The sequence below is a fragment of the Aidingimonas halophila genome, from assembly GCF_900106955.1.
Lineage (GTDB): Bacteria > Pseudomonadota > Gammaproteobacteria > Pseudomonadales > Halomonadaceae > Aidingimonas > Aidingimonas halophila.
Map to the genome: position 1 here is coordinate 12,747 of NZ_FNNI01000003.1, position 16,548 is coordinate 29,294.

Annotated in this window: 17 protein-coding genes; 13 read left to right on the plus strand and 4 right to left on the minus strand. The window is 59.4% G+C overall.

All coding sequences use genetic code 11. The annotated features are described in order from the left end of the window. The first annotated feature begins 2 nt into the window (after nt 1-2). The 5 genes from BLW01_RS06035 to BLW01_RS06055 all read left to right on the plus strand — a co-directional run bounded on the left by BLW01_RS06035 (nt 3) and on the right by BLW01_RS06055 (nt 4,383). Entirely contained in the window at nt 3-1,097 is a 1,095-nt protein-coding gene (locus BLW01_RS06035; protein WP_092568616.1) for an amino acid ABC transporter permease, read from the plus strand. A gap of 108 nt (nt 1,098-1,205) precedes the next feature. Further along, nucleotides 1,206-1,934 (plus strand): amino acid ABC transporter ATP-binding protein, encoded by a 729-nt coding sequence (locus BLW01_RS06040; RefSeq protein WP_092569004.1) that lies wholly within the window; start codon nt 1,206-1,208, stop codon nt 1,932-1,934. A gap of 239 nt (nt 1,935-2,173) precedes the next feature. Continuing rightward, nucleotides 2,174-2,935, plus strand: a complete 762-nt coding sequence (locus BLW01_RS06045) for an amino acid ABC transporter substrate-binding protein (RefSeq protein WP_092568617.1) — start codon at nt 2,174-2,176, stop codon at nt 2,933-2,935. Between the two features lie 18 nt (nt 2,936-2,953). Continuing rightward, nucleotides 2,954-3,628: an amino acid ABC transporter permease gene (locus BLW01_RS06050; protein ID WP_092568618.1), complete on the plus strand. Its 675-nt coding sequence runs from the start codon at nt 2,954-2,956 to the stop codon at nt 3,626-3,628. Further along, entirely contained in the window at nt 3,625-4,383 is a 759-nt protein-coding gene (locus BLW01_RS06055) for an amino acid ABC transporter ATP-binding protein (RefSeq protein WP_092568619.1), read from the plus strand. Before BLW01_RS06050 ends, BLW01_RS06055 begins: the two co-directional genes overlap by 4 nt. Nucleotides 4,384-4,401: 18 nt before the next feature. Here BLW01_RS06055 and BLW01_RS06060 read toward each other — a convergent pair whose 3' ends face one another. After that, a complete protein-coding gene (locus BLW01_RS06060) occupies nt 4,402-5,157 on the minus strand; it encodes a 5-oxoprolinase subunit PxpA (RefSeq protein ID WP_229806427.1) in 756 nt (251 codons plus the stop codon). 239 nt (nt 5,158-5,396) lie between these two features. Here BLW01_RS06060 and BLW01_RS06065 point away from each other — a divergent pair, with 239 nt between their 5' ends. From BLW01_RS06065 to BLW01_RS06080, 4 genes are all read left to right on the plus strand, one after another. Next, nucleotides 5,397-6,386: a TRAP transporter substrate-binding protein gene (locus tag BLW01_RS06065; RefSeq protein WP_092568620.1), complete on the plus strand. Its 990-nt coding sequence runs from the start codon at nt 5,397-5,399 to the stop codon at nt 6,384-6,386. Nucleotides 6,387-6,418: 32 nt separating this feature from the next. Continuing rightward, a complete protein-coding gene (locus BLW01_RS06070; protein WP_092568621.1) occupies nt 6,419-6,988 on the plus strand; it encodes a TRAP transporter small permease in 570 nt (189 codons plus the stop codon). Nucleotides 6,989-7,012: 24 nt separating this feature from the next. After that, entirely contained in the window at nt 7,013-8,311 is a 1,299-nt protein-coding gene (locus BLW01_RS06075; RefSeq protein WP_092568622.1) for a TRAP transporter large permease, read from the plus strand. An 89-nt stretch (nt 8,312-8,400) separates the two neighbouring features. Beyond that, nucleotides 8,401-9,429 (plus strand): helix-turn-helix domain-containing protein, encoded by a 1,029-nt coding sequence (locus BLW01_RS06080; protein ID WP_175529785.1) that lies wholly within the window; start codon nt 8,401-8,403, stop codon nt 9,427-9,429. 32 nt (nt 9,430-9,461) lie between these two features. Here the strand turns inward: BLW01_RS06080 and mntR are convergent, their stop codons facing one another. After that, nucleotides 9,462-9,938, minus strand: a complete 477-nt coding sequence (gene mntR / locus BLW01_RS06085) for a manganese-binding transcriptional regulator MntR (protein ID WP_092568624.1) — start codon at nt 9,936-9,938, stop codon at nt 9,462-9,464. 261 nt (nt 9,939-10,199) lie between these two features. Here mntR and BLW01_RS06090 point away from each other — a divergent pair, with 261 nt between their 5' ends. Genes BLW01_RS06090 through BLW01_RS06105 form a run of 4 tightly spaced genes read left to right on the plus strand, consistent with a single transcriptional unit; the run spans nt 10,200 to nt 13,821 of the window. After that, the gene (locus BLW01_RS06090) at nt 10,200-11,120 is read left to right on the plus strand and encodes a metal ABC transporter substrate-binding protein (RefSeq protein WP_092568625.1); all 921 of its coding nucleotides are present in this window, start codon (nt 10,200-10,202) and stop codon (nt 11,118-11,120) included. 39 nt (nt 11,121-11,159) lie between these two features. After that, a complete protein-coding gene (locus BLW01_RS06095; protein WP_092568626.1) occupies nt 11,160-12,065 on the plus strand; it encodes a manganese/iron ABC transporter ATP-binding protein in 906 nt (301 codons plus the stop codon). Next, on the plus strand, nt 12,062-12,952 hold the full coding sequence (locus BLW01_RS06100; RefSeq protein WP_175529786.1) for a metal ABC transporter permease: 891 nt from the start codon (nt 12,062-12,064) through the stop codon (nt 12,950-12,952). The genes BLW01_RS06095 and BLW01_RS06100 overlap by 4 nt, the downstream gene beginning before the upstream one ends. A gap of 20 nt (nt 12,953-12,972) precedes the next feature. Further along, nucleotides 12,973-13,821 (plus strand): metal ABC transporter permease, encoded by an 849-nt coding sequence (locus tag BLW01_RS06105; RefSeq protein WP_092568627.1) that lies wholly within the window; start codon nt 12,973-12,975, stop codon nt 13,819-13,821. Nucleotides 13,822-13,862: 41 nt separating this feature from the next. Here BLW01_RS06105 and hglS read toward each other — a convergent pair whose 3' ends face one another. Continuing rightward, nucleotides 13,863-15,218 carry a 2-oxoadipate dioxygenase/decarboxylase HglS gene (hglS, locus tag BLW01_RS06110; RefSeq protein ID WP_092568628.1) on the minus strand — a complete coding sequence of 452 codons (1,356 nt, stop codon included), beginning with the start codon at nt 15,216-15,218 and terminating at the stop codon, nt 13,863-13,865. After that, complete coding sequence (locus BLW01_RS06115) at nt 15,215-16,513, minus strand: 2-aminoadipate transaminase (protein ID WP_092568629.1); 1,299 nt, start codon at nt 16,511-16,513, stop codon at nt 15,215-15,217. The genes hglS and BLW01_RS06115 overlap by 4 nt, the downstream gene beginning before the upstream one ends. Nucleotides 16,514-16,548: the final 35 nt, after the last annotated feature.

Below are 16,548 nucleotides of genomic sequence, written 5' to 3' on the forward strand. Positions count from 1 at the left end.
TCATGACCCACTACAAGGAAATGATTCCCGAGCGGCCGGCACCTCACCGTTCCATCGGTCCGCTAGCCTGGCTCAGAACCAATCTCTTCAGTGGTCCGGTCAATACACTGGTCACTCTGGCCGGTATCGTGCTGCTCTACTGGCTGCTGGTCCCCACCATCCAGTGGGCCGTCATCGACGCCAACTGGCTTGGCAGCAACCCTGAAGACTGTACCAGTGCCGGCGCTTGCTGGGTATTCATCCATGCCCGCATCGGCCAGTTCATCTATGGCCTGTATCCGAGCGAGGAGATCTGGCGGATCAATATCGTCTTCATCCTCTTCACCGGATTTATCACCTGGCTGGGGGTACCGGGACTGCCCTACAAACGCGGGGTTGCCATCGTGACCCTGTTAGTCTTTCCAATCATTGCCTATCTCCTGCTGCATGGCGGATATTTCGGCTTACCCAGAGTATCCACTCACCGCTGGGGCGGCCTGACGCTAACCCTTATCCTGGCCGTGGTCGGCATGGTGGCAGCGCTGCCCATTGGAATCATCCTGGCGCTGGGCAGACGCTCGTCCATGCCAATCGTGAGAAGTGTCTGTGTCATTTTCATTGAATTCTGGCGCGGAGCCCCACTGATCACCATTCTGTTCATGGCCTCAGTGATGTTGCCCTTGTTCCTGCCGGCCGGTGTCGGTATCGACCGCCTGATTCGTGCCCTGGTCGGTATCACGCTGTTCCAGAGTGCCTACATGGCCGAGGTAGTCCGTGGCGGACTGCAGGCCATTCCCCAAGGGCAGGAGGAAGCGGCCGCCGCACTGGGTATGAGTTATTGGAAACGCATGGGGCTGATTGTACTGCCACAAGCCTTGAAGATGATGATTCCGGGTATCGTCAACACGTTCATCTCGCTCTTCAAAGACACCACCTTGGTGATGATCATCGGTTTATTTGACCTGCTCGGTATCGTTCAGGCAGCCCTTTCCGACTCTCGTTGGTTGGGCTTTGATGTCGAGGGTTATGTCTTCGCCGCCTTCGTCTTCTGGGTCTTCTGCTTCAGCATGTCGCGTTATAGCCAATATCTGGAACGTCGGCTGCACACTGGTCATTGAATCATGGTTCAAGAACAACACATCACGAGAAAGATACGCTACCTATAATGACGTCAGGACAGAGCAATGAATGAACAAGCAACGACGGCCGCCTCGAATACTTCAAGGATGATAGAGATGCGCGGCCTCAATAAGTGGTACGGAGACTTCCATGTCCTGCGCGATATTTACCTGGAAGTCGAGCGTGGCGAACGCATCGTCATTTGTGGTCCCTCCGGCTCGGGCAAGTCGACACTGATCCGCTGTATCAATCATCTTGAAGAGTTCCAAAAAGGCGACCTCACCGTCGGTAGGCTGCCGATGACAAGGGACATCAAACGTATCGAGCAGATCCGACGCCAGGTCGGCATGGTCTTCCAGCACTTCAATCTTTTTCCCCACCTGACAGTGCTGGAAAACTGCTGTATCTCGCCCATCTGGGTCCAAAAGAAGCCCCGGCAGGAGGCTGAAGCCCAGGCGATGCAGTACCTCGAACGCGTACAGATTGCCGAACAGGCGCTAAAATACCCCGGCCAGCTCTCCGGCGGTCAGCAGCAACGGGTCGCTATCGCACGCTCACTGTGCATGCACCCGGACGTGATGCTGTTCGATGAACCTACATCGGCCCTCGATCCGGAGATGATCAAGGAAGTACTCGATGTCATGGTGGAACTGGCTCACGAAGGAATGACCATGCTCTGTGTCACCCATGAGATGGGCTTCGCCAAGACGGTCGCCGACCGTGTCATCTTCATGGATCAAGGGCAGATCATCGAAGAGAACGCACCTGATCGTTTCTTTTCGGATCCCCAGTCGGAGCGTACTCAACTATTTCTCAGTCAAATTCTGGGGCATTGAGAGCGTAACGATACGAATTCATCGGACATGCCGAATGCCCTTTGCCCACTGGCCAAACTGGTCGGCACAGCGAGTTACGGTTCACGCTGTCCTTGATGCATCCGTGATTGTCTAACGCTTCGCTCATTAATAACCAATAGCTATTTGCACACACCTCTCATATTCCTTAACGTGTGATGATAACAGGCATAGACGCCCCAAAGGACGTCTCACCGTTATCGCACGTCAGGAGATATCACATGCTACGTCGATTCACACTGGCCGCCTTGGCGACAGGACTCATGACCCTCGGCGGATTGGTGCATGCCGAGGACGACACCATCAAGGTCGGCATGTCAGGGGGGTACTTTCCCTTCACTTTTGTCGAACAGGATACTCTCAAGGGATTCGAGGTCGACGTCATGGAGGCCGTCGCCGATGAACTGGACAGGGAAGTGGAATTCGTGACGGCCGACTTCTCCGGCTTGTTCGGGATGCTCGAATCGGGCCGGATCGATACCATCGCCAACCAGATCACCATCACCGAAGAGCGTCAGGCCAAGTACCTCTTCACCGACCCCTACGTTTATGACGGCGCGCAGGTCGTGGTCAAGGAAGGCAACGCGGAGATCGAAGGCGTCGAGGATCTGCGCGACAAGAGCGTTGCCGTCAATCTCGGATCCAACTATGAAGACCTGTTGCGGGAATTGCCTTACGCTGACGAGATCGACATTCGCACGTATGACAGCAATATCGAGCAGGACACCGCGCTGGGCCGTGTTGACGCCTTCGTCATGGATCGGGTAAGCGCCACGCAGGTCATCAAGGAGAAGCCTCTGCCATTGCAACTGGCCGGGCCGACATTCTCCGAAATCCGCAATGCCCTGCCGTTTCGTGATACCGAGACCGATCGCAAGCTCCGCGATCAGGTCAATGAGGCATTGGACGCACTGCGCGAGGACGGCACGCTGACCGAGATATCCGAGCGCTGGTTCGATGCCGATATCACCACCCAGCCCTGACGATTCGAGACGTGATCCATGAGCGTCCTCAATGTCGACTATATGATGGGCCTCGTGCCCATCCTGCTCCGATACCTGCCACTGACTCTGGCCATGGCGGTGGCGGGTATGGTGTTGGCACTCGTCCTCGCCTGTGGGCTGGCGGTCATTCGGGTACTGCGGATACCGGGACTCAACGGTGCCACGCTGCTGTTCATCTCCTTCTTTCGCGGCACGCCGCTGTTGGTGCAGTTGTTCCTGTTCTACTATGGCCTGCCACAACTGTTGGCTTTCCTGACCCAGATCGGCGGCATTACGGCCACGATCATGGGGCTGACGCTACACTTCTCCGCTTATATGGCGGAATCGATCCGCGCCGCGATCGTCGGGGTTGACCGTAGCCAGACGGAAGCGGCGCTCTCCATCGGCATGACCAACGGCCAGTTGATGCGCCGCATCGTGCTCCCGCAAGCCACACGAGTCGCGGTGCCGACACTCATGAACTACTTCATCGACATGATCAAGGCCACTTCCCTGGCGTTCACGCTGGGCGTTACCGAACTGATGGGAGCGACCCAGAAGGAGGCCTCCGGTAGTTTCCTCTATTTCGAGGCGTTCATCACCGTGGCAATCATCTACTGGCTGATCGTCGAAGGACTGGCCTGGTTTCAGCGCCGACTGGAAACGAGACTCAACGAGGCCTATCGGCGATGATCAAGATCGAGCAACTCGTCAAGCGCTTCAATGGCGCCCCGGTTTTGGACGGCATCGACCTCGAGATCGAGCAGGGGGAGATCATCGTGGTCATCGGACCATCGGGAACCGGCAAGTCGACCCTGCTACGCTGTCTGAACTTCCTGGAGCGTCCGGATGCCGGCTACCTGACGCTTGGTGACCTGACGATCGACTCCACGAAGGCGACACGTGCCGAGATCCTGGCGGCCCGGCGACGTACGGCGTTCGTGTTCCAGAACTATGCGCTGTTCGCCAACAAGACGGCGCTCGAGAACATTGCCGAGGGGCTGATCGTCGTTAACCGCTGGCCCAAGGTGAAAGCCCATGCGCGTGCCCGGGAGATCCTCGAGCGCATCGGCCTGGCCGATAAGGCGGATGCCTACCCGGCGTCACTCTCCGGCGGGCAGCAACAACGAGTGGGCATCGGCCGCGCCATGGCGGCCCAGGCCGACATCATCCTGTTCGATGAACCCACATCCTCCCTGGACCCGGAATGGGTCGAGGAAGTACTCGGGCTGATGAAACAGCTGGCCCGCGAGCGGCAGACCATGCTCGTGGTCACCCATGAAATGGGCTTTGCCCAGGATGTAGCCGACCGCGTGGTGTTCATGGACAGTGGACACATCGTCGAACAAGGCCCTCCCTCGCAACTCTTTCGCGCCCCGCAGGATCCTCGCACTCGCGACTTCCTGCGCAAGGTGCTCGCCAACCAGATCGATCCGGCCGCCACCTAGCTAGCGATTCGACGCCATTCACGCCGATAACAGTTCCTCGAACGCCTCCCGAATCGCCTTGACCGCTGCGATGGATTCGGGGTTGTCCCCATGCACGCAGAGCGTATCGGCTGGCAACACCAGGGTCGTACCGTCATTGGCGGTCAGCGCCTCGCCCCGTGCCAACGCCACCGCTTGGGATACGATCGTCTCCTGATCATGATGTACGGCACCGGGCTCCCGACGCGACACCAGTCGTCCGCGGCCATCGTAGGCCCGATCGGCAAAGGTCTCGAACCACAGCGTGATCCCCATGCGATTGGCCAACTCCCGAGTGGGTCCAGGGTCGGCGGTCGACATCACCATCAACGGCAAGTGCACATCGTAACTGGCCACCGCCCGCATCACGCCTTCCAGCAACGCCATGTCAGCCGTCATGTCGTTGTATAATGCCCCATGGGGTTTGACGTAGCTCAGCGACGTGCCGGCCGCCTGGCAGATGCCGGCCAGCGCGCCGATCTGATAGAGCACCATGTCCTCGGCTTCCGCCGGTGAGCAGGCCATCGATCGGCGACCAAACCCCATCAGGTCGGGATAGCCGGGGTGAGCCCCGATGCGTACGCCATGTTCGACCGCCAGCTCCACGGTCCGCCGCATGACATGAGGGTCGGAAGCATGGTATCCGCATGCGATGTTGGCACAATCGACATGCGGCATCACCTCGTCGTCCAGACCGAGTTTCCAATTACCGAAGCTCTCGCCCATATCGCAGTTCAACAACGGTACCGTTGTCATACGACCTCCTGATAATGTCGAGTCGCAAGGGGGAGTGTTCCCCGTCATATTGCCCCATCATGAAGGGAAGCAACACCCGATGGTCAACGGAAAACACCTTGCCGAGCGTTCACCGGCTCATTAGCCTTATAGTCAAGTTGTTGCGGGTGTCACGGTACTGACCATGGATCGATAACAAGAGACCGCTATCCCGCACAGGCTCCTCACAGTACCCAAGAACAGCCAATGAGGCCCCGATCATGCGACATATGTTTCTGTTCACCGCGACGGCTACATGCTCACTCCTCGCCCTGGCGACCTCAGCCCAGGCAGCGCAATGGAACCTGGCCACTCCGTACGGCGATGCCAGTTTTCACACCGAGAACACCAAGCAGTTTGCCGAGGACGTTGCCGAGGCCACCGATGGCGAATTGACCATCAACGTTCACAGTGGAGGCTCGCTGGTCGAGCACGGTGAGATCAAATCATCGGTGCGGCGTGGCACGATCAATGCCGGTGAAATCTTCCTGTCGACACTCTCCAATGAATCACCGATCTATGAAGTCGACACCCTGCCCGGCGTAGCAGGCAGCTACGAGGAAGCCTATCAGCTCTGGGAGGTCACCAAACCGGTCATCAATGACCTGTTTGCCGAAGAGGGACTGATGCCGCTCTATGCCGTGGCCTGGCCCGCCCAGGGCATCTATACCGATTTCGAACTGACCGATCCCGATGAGTTCGATGGTCTGCGCGTTCGTGCCCCCAACATCAACACCCAACGTTTCATTGAAAACCTCGGCGGCAGTCCCACTGAAACCGAGGAATCGGACATCCCCAATGCCTTCAGTACGGGCCGAGTCGATGCCATGATCACCTCGAGCTCGACAGGTAACGCCATGACCGCCTGGGACTATGTCTCCCACTACACCGACGCCAACCTGTGGCTACCCAAGAATATCGTTTTCATCAGCCGGGACGCCTATCAACAACTCGACGAGTCAACTCAGGATGCGGTGATGGAAGCGGCCGCCGAGGCTGAAGAGCGGGGATGGGAGTTGAGTCGTCAAGACAACGAAGACAGTCTCCAGGCCCTTCAGGATAATGGCATCACCGTATCGGAGCCCAATGACGCCGTGGCCGAGGCACTGCAAGCCGCTGGCGACGAACTCTACGAGTCCTGGCTGGAACGTGCCGATGAGCGTGCCGAGCAGGTTCTCGAGAACTATCGTCAGCAAGTCGGCAATGACTGAGTCACACTAAGTGCCTGTCCCGAGACCGTCCCATGCGCTTCAGACTGCTCAAGCTCTATAACCTGGGAGCCTGGGGTGCCGCCCTCTGCATGATCGCGATCTGTGGGCTGGTGGCACTCCAGGTGCTACTGCGCTGCGTCGATGGCCTTCTCGTGCTGTTTGGTGCGGCGCGTCTCGGGCTCGGCATCACCGGTTTTTCCGAGATTGCGGCCTACCTGCTGGTCGGTGCCACGGGATTGGGGCTGGCGTATACCTTCGTGCATCACGCGCATATCCGTGTGACGCTGCTGGTATCCCGATTGCCCCCGGCAGTACGCGTCTGGACCGAGGTCTTCTGCCTGGCCGTCGCCCTGTCGCTGACGGTGGCATTGACGTACGGCCTGACCCAGCTCATCGATGAAAGCATCGAGTTCCAGGATGTGTCGTCGGGGTTCCTGTCTATACCGCTCTGGATTCCCCAGACCGCGCTGATGGTAGGTGTCGGCCTGCTGTGTCTCGCTCTCATCGAAGCACTGCTAACGACGCTCAAGACAGCACTGACCACCCCTTCCCGGTTTCACAGTGACGACGCCGATGATTCCCGTGAAGAGAGTCATAACTGACCGTTCCGCGAGGAGACATTCACCATGCTGATCATGAGCCTGGTGACGACCCTGATCCTGTTCGTGCTGCTGGGTAGTGGCGTATGGATCGCCTTTGCCCTGATCGGAACGGCCTGGCTGTCACTCGCCATGTTCACGTCCTTCGCCCCGGGACCAATACTAGCCTCGGATTTCTGGGGCTCCAGCTATGGCTGGGATTTGACGGCCCTGCCGATGTTCATCTGGATGGGAGAGATCCTGTTCCGCTCGGGTCTGGCCAACAACATGTTCCGGGGCCTGTCGCCCTGGCTCAATCGGCTGCCCGGCCGACTGCTGCACACCAACATCATCGGCAGCGGCATGTTCGCCGCCGTCTGCGGCTCCTCGGCAGCCACTTGCGCCACCGTCGGCAAGATGACGGTTCCCGAACTGGAAAAACGCGGCTACGACAGCAACATGGCGATCGGCACCCTGGCCAGCGCATCCACCCTGGGGTTGTTGATTCCGCCCTCAATCATGCTGATCGTCTACGGTGTGGTCACGGAGCAGTCGATTTCACGGCTGTTCATGGCCGGCATCGGCCCCGGAGCACTGATACTCTTGCTGTTCATGAGCTTTCTGGTGGGCTGGGCGTTGCTGATCGGCAACCGTCACGGGGGTACCGGCATCGCCGATCCAGCCATGTCACTGGTCGACAAGATTCGCAACAGCTGGCAACTGTTGCCGATTCTGGCCTTGATCGGCGGCATTATCGGCAGCATCTATGGTGGCCTGGCCTCGCCCACCGAAGCGGCAGCCGTGGGGGTCGTGCTGGCCATGCTGATCGCCCGCTACAACGGCCATTTCAACCGCGAGATCTTCCGCGATTCCTTGTTCGCCGCCGTACGCACGGCAACCATGATCGCCTTCATCATTGCCGGCGCCTCTTTCCTGACCTCGGCCATGGGCTTTACCCAGATTCCGTCCCGACTAGCGCAAGTCATTGCCGGCATGGGATTGTCGCCGACCGCCCTGCTGGTCGCGTTGACACTCTTGCTTCTGGTATTGGGCTGCTTTCTCGACGGGATTTCACTGATCCTGCTGGTGACCTCGATCATCATGCCGATGATCGAGACCGCCGGCTTCGATCTCATCTGGTTCGGTATCTATCTTGTGATCGTGGTCGAAATGTCGCAAATCACGCCACCGGTGGGCTTCAACCTGTTCGTGATCCAGGGCCTGACCGGCAAGGACATCCTCACGATCACCCGGGCGACCATCCCCTTTTTCCTGCTGATGCTGCTCGCTATCGCTCTGATGTATCAGTTTCCTGCAATTGCACTGTATCTGCCCCAGGCGATGTAACCATGACACAGCGTTGATGGCTTTCTCTTGCCGTCGCCAGTCAACCAGCTAGCATGAGAAGACTCATCCCCGCATTGCCAGACTGTCATATGGTTGATCCTGATACGATCCCGGCCGTTCGGTTCGATAGCGAAGCGCTCGAGGTAAACGAACGCTTCGATGCATGGCGAGAGGCGATTGCTCCGGTTTTCGATGTCGAGCCGTTGTCGGACGCCACGCCAGAAGCGACGGCCCGATTCGAGTCCCGAATCGAGGCATTCAGTCTCGGCGATATGCTGGCGGCCAACGTTTATACCAGTGCCCAGCGTTTCCATCATGCCCGGCCGAATCACCGTGTCGATCACCTGTTGGTGCAAGTGCACCGCCAAGGCGGTTATTACGGTCAACTCGACGAGACGACGGTCGAGGTTGCTCCTCGCCATGTGTCACTGATCGATCTCGACCGGCCCCTGCATACCGAATCCGGCAATACCGATATCATCAATGTGATGCTACCGCGCGACCTGTTCAGTGATCACCCGGCGTTCATCGACGGAGCGCATGGCCTGGTGCTCGATCCTTCACGCGGGGCCTTTCTGGCGGATTACCTGGCCGCGCTGATGCGTCGCTTGCCCAGTGTCAAAACGCATGAAGCGCCGGAACTGACCCGTATTACTCGGGATATGCTGCTCGCCTGCTGCGCCGAGGATGCTTCGGCCAGGGCGCGTGTGCAGCAGCCGGTCCATGATATCGCCCGCCAACGCCTGGAACACTTCATCGAGCGCCATCTCACGTCACCTCGGTTAACACCGGCTACGCTGTGCCGGACAGCGGCCATATCGCGTTCGCGTCTGTATCGGTTATTCGAGCATGAAGGCGGCGTCCTGCGTTATATACAACGGCGACGCCTTGCCCGCGCGAGGGAATGCCTGGAAAACCCCCTGGAGTCGCGCGCTATCGGCGAGCTGGCAGAAGCCCATGGATTTCGTAGCCAGGCTCACTTCTCACGCAGCTTTCGCGAGCGCTACCGTTGCTCACCCAACGAGGCCCGAGATCTGGCACGAGCGAGCCGCACGCTTCCCGATGCGGATGCCGGCACGACCGTGAACCACTGGATACGCCAGCTTTACGGTCGCTGAACCGTATCCCCCCGGTCGCTTGAATCCATCCATTACCTGGCGTTCTTTTCGGTGAATTGCTGCATGATCGCCAGCGTTTCATCACTGACATGATGCTCCATGCCTTCGGCATCAATGCGTGCCGTACTATCGCGAACCCCCAACGCACGCAGGAACTGCAACACGATGTCGTGCCGGGCACGCGAGGTTTCCGCCATGGTCTGCCCCGCTTCGGTCAAGAAGAGCGACCGGTAGGGTTGGCTATTGACCAGTCCAAGCTCTTTCAGCCGACGAATCATCTTCGATACGGTTGCCTGGCTCACCCCCATGCGGCTGGCCAGATCGGCGGCGCGCGCCTCACCTTGATGTCGTATCAGATCGCCGATCAATTCGACGTAATCCTCGATCAACTCCGTTTCATGTGCATTCCTCACCGTCTCGTACTGCCGTGCATGCTGCGTGACGGGCGGCAACGCATCGCGGCCGGAGTCACTGGACGGTGGCACATTCTGCTGTTCGTAGTCGCTCATTCGTTAACCGAAGATCACAAAGATAAGTCGACGCCATGGTAACGCACATTAACGCAGAGCGGTAAGTCGCATGCGCCGATACGCTTACCATGGGACCACGAGGCACGGAGCAGCGCCTGGCATCGACGGCTTGACAACCAATGATAGTCAAGACTATAAAATATAGCCAAGGCTAACTAGTTAGCCATGTTTCAACTTGGATAGCACATGCTATCAATCAGCGATAGCTAACCCACGACACCGAAAGGGGCAGGTCCTCACATGATACCTCGCCATGGCCTCATCCTCGTCACATGTGTTGCAGGACTCCTTGCCATTACCGGCAACGCCAACGCGCAAAGCGATTCCCGACACGAACCACTGAAAGTGGTCACCACATTTACGGTACTTGCCGACATGGCCTCCAACGTGGCAGGCGATACGGCCGAGGTCGTGTCGGTCACGAAACCCGGCGCGGAGATTCACAACTACGAACCCACGCCACAAGACATCGTACGCGCCCAGGATGCCGACTTGATCCTGTGGAACGGCCTCAATCTAGAGCTCTGGTTCAAACAGTTCCTGGCCAATCTCGGCGATGTCCCCTCGGTGACTCTCACTGAAGGCATCGACCCGATACCAATCACTGAAGGGGACTATGAGGGCACACCGAACCCCCACGCCTGGATGGGCCTGGACAATGCGATGATCTACATCGACAACATTCGCGATGCGTTCGTCGAGAATGATCCGGACAATGCCGACGCCTACCGACAGAATGCCGAAGCGTACAAGCAGGAAATCCAGGAGACGATTCGCCCCCTGCGTGACCAGATTCAGCAGATCCCGTCCGAGCGACGCTGGTTGACCACCTGTGAAGGCGCTTTCAGCTATCTGGCCGAGGATTTCGACATGCAGGAACTCTATCTGTGGCCGATGAACACCGATCAGGTCGGCAAGCCGCAGCAGGTACGTGACGTCGTCAACGGCGTCCGTGAGCACGACATCCCCGCGGTCTTTTGCGAAAGCACCGTCAATACCGATCCGGCCAGGCAGATAGCGCGTGAAACCAGCGCCGAATACGGCGGTGTCCTTTATGTGGACTCTCTCACTGAAGCCGACGGCCCCGTGCCAACGTATCTCGACTTGCTGCGGGTCACGTCTCGGACCATCGCCGACGGATTGTCATCCCATATCGACTAAGCGACCTTGCGAACAGACTTCGCATGAGAGGGCAGTGTCATGCTTCAAACATCTCGTCAGCGTATCGAACAACCGAGCGAAGAGGCTGGCGCCGGGATACTCGCCAAAGGTCTCACCGTCACGTATCGCAACGGCCATACCGCGCTTCACGATGCCAGTTTTGCGGTCCCGCGCGGCACCGTCACTGCGCTGGTCGGCGTCAACGGTGCCGGCAAATCCACCCTTTTCAAGGCCATCATGGGATTCCTGCCGGCCGGCAAGGGCGATATTCGACTGCTGGGCTATAGCGTTCGAGAGGCATTACGGGCCAATCTCGTTGCCTATGTCCCCCAATCCGAGGAGGTCGACTGGGCGTTTCCCGTCCTCGTCGAGGACGTGGTGATGATGGGCCGTTACGGGCACATGAACTTTCTCCGCCAACCTCGCCGCATTGATCACGAGGCCGTCACTCAAGCGCTCGGGCGTGTGAACATGACGGCGTTTCGGCAGCGACAGATCGGCGAACTGTCAGGCGGACAACGGAAACGTGTCTTCCTGGCCCGTGCGCTCGCCCAGGAAGGCCAGGTCATCCTGCTCGATGAGCCCTTTACCGGCGTTGACGCGACCACCGAGGAACAGATCGTCGCCCTGTTGCGCGAACTCCGCAACGAAGGACGCGTCATGCTCGTCTCTACGCACAATCTCGGCTCGGTACCCGAGTTCTGTGACCGCACGATCTTGATCAAGGGGACGGTACTCGCCTCGGGCCCTACCGAAACCGTGTTTACGCGCCGAAACCTCGAGAACGCCTTCGGTGGGATACTGCGCCACTTCACCCTCGGCGGTGAAGCGCTCCATGACGACGAGGATCGACGCGAGCTCAGTATCATCACCGATGATGAGCGGCCGTTCGTACAGTATGGCGGAGAAACCCAGACGCGCGAACACGAAGGCAACAAGTCATGATCGAATTGCTGCTGCAACCGTTCGATTACGGCTATATGGCCAATGCCATGTGGGTGTCCGCCCTGGTTGGCGGGGTTTGCGGTTTCCTGTCATCGTATCTGATGCTCAAGGGCTGGTCACTGATCGGTGACGCGCTCTCACATTCGGTCGTCCCCGGCGTCGCCGGCGCCTACATGCTGGGGCTGCCTTTTGCCTTGGGGGCATTCATCGCCGGTGCGCTGGCATCCGCTTCCATGCTCTTTCTCAGTGACAGGTCAGGACTCAAGGTCGATGTCATCATCGGCATCATTTTCACCTCATTCTTCGGGATCGGTCTGTTCCTGGTTTCGATCAATCCCATGTCGGTCAGCATTCAGACGATCATCATGGGCAATATCCTGGCCATCACGCCGGAAGACACCCTGCAACTGGCAATCATCGGCGTCGTCTCGTTAGCCATCCTGCTGGTGAAATGGAAGGATCTCATGGTGACCTTCTTCGACGAAAATCATGCTCGCTCGGTCGGTCTGCGTCCTGACCTCATGAAGGCCCTGTTCTTCCTGCTGCTCTCCGTCTCGGTGGTGGCAGCGATGATGACGGTGGGTGCGTTTCTCGTTATCGCCATGGTAGTGACGCCGGGCGCCACGGCCTATCTGCTATGTGACAGGTTTCCGAGGCTGATCGGTCTGTCAGTCGCTATCGGCGGAGTGACGAGTTTCCTCGGTGCCTATGCCAGCTATTTCCTGAATGGCGCGACCGGCGGCATCATCGTGACACTCCAGACGCTGATATTCCTGGCCACGTTCCTGCTGGCGCCAAAGCACGGACTCCTCGCGGCACGTCGCAAGGCGGCCGCTGCATCACGCGCTTCTTCCGGCGACACATTGCCTGAAACGGACATCCAGTAAACCGACCGGGAACACCGACGATGCTTGACACACTGCTACTCCCGTTCCAGTTCCCGTTCATGCAGAACGCGTTCCTGATCGCCATGATGGCTGCCGTACCAACGGCGCTGCTGTCGTGCTTCCTGGTCCTCAAGGGGTGGGCGCTGATGGGCGATGCCGTCAGTCACGCCGTGCTGCCCGGCATCGTCATTGCCTGGATACTCGGGCTACCGCTCATCCTTGGCGCGTTCACCGCCGGCATGGTGTGTGCGGTCGCGACCGGCTATCTCTCCCATAACAGCCGGATCAAGCAGGATACCGTCATGGGCGTGGTATTTTCGGGCATGTTCGGGCTGGGTATCGTGATGTACGTCTCGATCAACACGGATCAGCACCTCGATCACATCCTGTTCGGCAACATGCTGGGGGTCGGCACGAAAGACCTATGGACGACGGGACTCATCGCACTAGGCACGTCATCGATCGTGCTGCTGAAATGGAAAGACTGGCTCCTGCATGCCTTCGATCCCGCACAGGCTCAAGCTTGCGGATTGCGTACCGGCTGGCTGCACTATGGGCTCCTCGCCATCATGTCATTGACGATCGTGGCAACGCTCTCGGCGACGGGGCTGATTCTGGCCGTAGCCCTGCTGGTGACGCCGGGCGCGATCGCCTTCCTCCTGGTCCGGAGCTTTGCGCACATGCTGATCGTCTCGGTGGTCATGTGTGTCGTCAGCATGCTTGCCGGAACATATCTGAGCTTTTTCCTGGATAGCGCGCCCGCCCCCACGATCGTACTGATACTGACGGCCCTGTTCATAGTTGCCTTAGTGCGGCGGCTTTATCTCACGCGGCGAGCATCACGGCATGAAGCCTCGTCAGCGACGTGATGAGGCCGGTCGGGTACTGCCAGGACCAGGTGCGCTCCGAATCACCCCCCTAGTGCTTCGCACACCGCCTGCCTGGATGCTCGCTCACGCTCGGCATAGAGAGCCAACTCATCGGTCACGGACGCTCCCAGAGCCGCCTCGAAGGCGTCACGGTTGGCATTGCCGGTATAGGCTTCGTTCTGACCACCCCCGAGATTCGACTGGAAGATGCCGGCGGCACTGACAGGCAGGAAATCCTCGTACGTGATCGGCCTGGCGACGACCAATCCTTGGTCGATCAGCCGTTCCAGATCGGTCTCCTCGACCGGGCCCGCCTTGCGGCCTGCGTCAGTCAGTCGGTACTCGAAGAACGCCAGTCCCTGACGTCGCAGTTCGCGCTCGGAATCCGGGAAGTCGGCAAACACCTCCGCCAGTACGCGCTGGTGCTCGGTATTGGCCAGCCCCGCGGCACGTTGGCGTGACTCGCTGAGCTGTCGGTCGTAGAGCGCCCGCCCGGTGGGTGTCAGGGCAACGCCGCGCTGTTCGATTTCACCGAAGCGGGCGGTGTGGGTGCCTTGCTGCTCACCGGCAAAGCGGATCGATTCTTCCAGCGCCTTGAAGCTGGTCTGACGCAGCAGGATCGGACAGTCACGACGAGGCGGCCCCTCGATCACTTCCTTGGGATTCATCCCCACTGCCGGCATGCGTCGCTGAACCTCGTCGATATCGAGAGTGCGGGGCGTCAAGTGATTGATATGCGGCCCGCGGAAACAGACCACATCGGCGATCAACCGATGTTCGGCGTGCAGCGCCTCATAGGTATCCCAGTCGACGGTAGCGTCATGATGCCAACGGAAGGTCTCCAGCGCTGCGGCGACGAAACGATCGGCCTGTTCGTCGGTCAATCCGCCCTGACGCTCGTGGCAGTCGATCAACTCCCGGGCAGCGGGCGTGAAAATATCGCGCTCGGCGAGGATCGAGGCAGCACGCTCACGCAGTTCAGCGTTATCGATCAGTTCCAGGCGCAGCAATGACGTGAAGACGCGAAAGGGATTGCGTGCCAGCGCATCATCGTCGATGGGCCGGAAAGCCGTCGAGTGGACCGGTACACCGGCCTCGGAGAGATCGTAATAGCCGACCGGAACCATCCCCATCACCGCGAACAGTCGACGCAGCATGGAAAGTTCGTCGGCGGTGCCGACGCGAACCGCGCCATGGCGTTCCACGCTCAGTCGATCCAGCTCATCATGCGCGGCGAGCTGTCTGGCCATTGCCGGACTGTGCTCCAGTACCTCGCGGTTCACCTCCTCCACGAGCTCGAGCAGGGTGCCGTACTGGGGAACCTCGGTCTGGTACATGGCCGACATGGCCTTGGAGAAACGATCGCGAATGTCATCTAAGGCGACAAAGGATGTCATGTCATCGACCTCGTGGTATCTGTCGTCGAATGTTCCGAGATGGCGCCGGGTAGCGTCTCCAGCGCCCGTTCGAGTCTGGCGAGGCCTTCCCGCATTATCTCGGGTTCCGTGGTCAATGGCGGCAGCAGCCGCAACACATTGCGATACCGACCGCTGGGCATCAACAGCAGCCCCGCTTGCCGAGCGGCACGCAATAGCGCCGCCAGATGTTCTTTACCGCTGGCGTCGGGTGTGTCGTCGAAGACGATGCCGCGCATGGCACCCACACCGGTCAGTTCGCCAAGCATCGGGAAACGACCGCATGTGCGCCATTGGCGATACGACTCGAGGATCAGGACTTCCTGACGTTCACCCCATTGATGCAGGTCATCTTCGCTCATCAACTCCATGACCACCCTGGCCGCCGCGCAAGCCACGGCATTACCCGAGTAGGTACCGCCCAGCCCGCCTTTGGGAACGGCATCCATGAGCGCCTCCCGGCCGGCCACCGCTGCCAGCGGTAGCCCCGCCGCCATGCTCTTGCCCATCAGCAGCAGGTCCGGCTCGATGCCGAGTCGAGGAAAGGCAAAACGCTGACCCGTGCGGCCGAATCCGGACTGGATCTCGTCGATGATCAAGACGATGCCATGCCGGTCGCAGAGATCACGCAGGCGGCGCGCAAAGTCCGCATCGAGCCGGCGGAAGCCGCCTTCGCCCTGTACCGGCTCGACGATGATACAGGCCACCTCATCGACCGGCACGTCCACCTCGAAAAGGCGCTCCAACGCCGCCATGGCCTGGTTCGCATCGATATCGCCATCGCGGCTCGGAAAAGGCAGATGATGTACCGGCCCGGGCAAGGCACCGAGCCGGTTCTTATAGGGCTGGACCTTGCCATTGAGATTCAGGGCGGCGAGCGTACGGCCATGAAAACCGTCATCAAAGGCTATCACCGTCTGACGCCCGGTCGCCGCACGCGCTACCTTGAGCGCATTTTCGGTGGCCTCGGCACCGCTGTTGGTCAGCATGCATGACAGCGGGTAGGCCACCGGCACGAAGGCGTCCAGCGCCCTGGCCACCTCAAGATAGCCGCGATGCGGCACGGCGTTGAAGGCGGAGTGCATCAAGGTTCCGACCTGTTGCGTGACCGCCTCGACCACCACAGGGTGACAATGCCCCAGGTTGAGAACGCCAATACCTCCGATGAAATCGATATAGTGGTTGCCGTCCTCGTCCCAGACCTCGGCATTGCGGCCTCGCGCAATACAGAGGGGGTGAACGACACCGATGGAGTCACTGATATGTGGAAAGGCCATGCAGGGATCCTGTCGATTCATCGCGTGCGTTTGAT

Excerpts from the sequence above, each read along its gene's own strand:
- BLW01_RS06035 (WP_092568616.1), top strand. The coding sequence starts at position 3 with ATGACCCACTACAAGGAAATGATTCCCGAGCGGCCGGCACCTCACCGT.
- BLW01_RS06040 (WP_092569004.1), top strand. The coding sequence starts at position 1,206 with ATGATAGAGATGCGCGGCCTCAATAAGTGGTACGGAGACTTCCATGTC.
- BLW01_RS06045 (WP_092568617.1), top strand. The coding sequence starts at position 2,174 with ATGCTACGTCGATTCACACTGGCCGCCTTGGCGACAGGACTCATGACC.
- BLW01_RS06050 (WP_092568618.1), top strand. The coding sequence starts at position 2,954 with ATGAGCGTCCTCAATGTCGACTATATGATGGGCCTCGTGCCCATCCTG.
- BLW01_RS06055 (WP_092568619.1), top strand. The coding sequence starts at position 3,625 with ATGATCAAGATCGAGCAACTCGTCAAGCGCTTCAATGGCGCCCCGGTT.
- BLW01_RS06060 (WP_229806427.1), bottom strand. The coding sequence starts at position 5,157 with ATGACAACGGTACCGTTGTTGAACTGCGATATGGGCGAGAGCTTCGGT.
- BLW01_RS06065 (WP_092568620.1), top strand. The coding sequence starts at position 5,397 with ATGCGACATATGTTTCTGTTCACCGCGACGGCTACATGCTCACTCCTC.
- BLW01_RS06070 (WP_092568621.1), top strand. The coding sequence starts at position 6,419 with ATGCGCTTCAGACTGCTCAAGCTCTATAACCTGGGAGCCTGGGGTGCC.
- BLW01_RS06075 (WP_092568622.1), top strand. The coding sequence starts at position 7,013 with ATGCTGATCATGAGCCTGGTGACGACCCTGATCCTGTTCGTGCTGCTG.
- BLW01_RS06080 (WP_175529785.1), top strand. The coding sequence starts at position 8,401 with ATGGTTGATCCTGATACGATCCCGGCCGTTCGGTTCGATAGCGAAGCG.
- mntR (WP_092568624.1), bottom strand. The coding sequence starts at position 9,938 with ATGAGCGACTACGAACAGCAGAATGTGCCACCGTCCAGTGACTCCGGC.
- BLW01_RS06090 (WP_092568625.1), top strand. The coding sequence starts at position 10,200 with ATGATACCTCGCCATGGCCTCATCCTCGTCACATGTGTTGCAGGACTC.
- BLW01_RS06095 (WP_092568626.1), top strand. The coding sequence starts at position 11,160 with ATGCTTCAAACATCTCGTCAGCGTATCGAACAACCGAGCGAAGAGGCT.
- BLW01_RS06100 (WP_175529786.1), top strand. The coding sequence starts at position 12,062 with ATGATCGAATTGCTGCTGCAACCGTTCGATTACGGCTATATGGCCAAT.
- BLW01_RS06105 (WP_092568627.1), top strand. The coding sequence starts at position 12,973 with ATGCTTGACACACTGCTACTCCCGTTCCAGTTCCCGTTCATGCAGAAC.
- hglS (WP_092568628.1), bottom strand. The coding sequence starts at position 15,218 with ATGACATCCTTTGTCGCCTTAGATGACATTCGCGATCGTTTCTCCAAG.
- BLW01_RS06115 (WP_092568629.1), bottom strand. The coding sequence starts at position 16,513 with ATGGCCTTTCCACATATCAGTGACTCCATCGGTGTCGTTCACCCCCTC.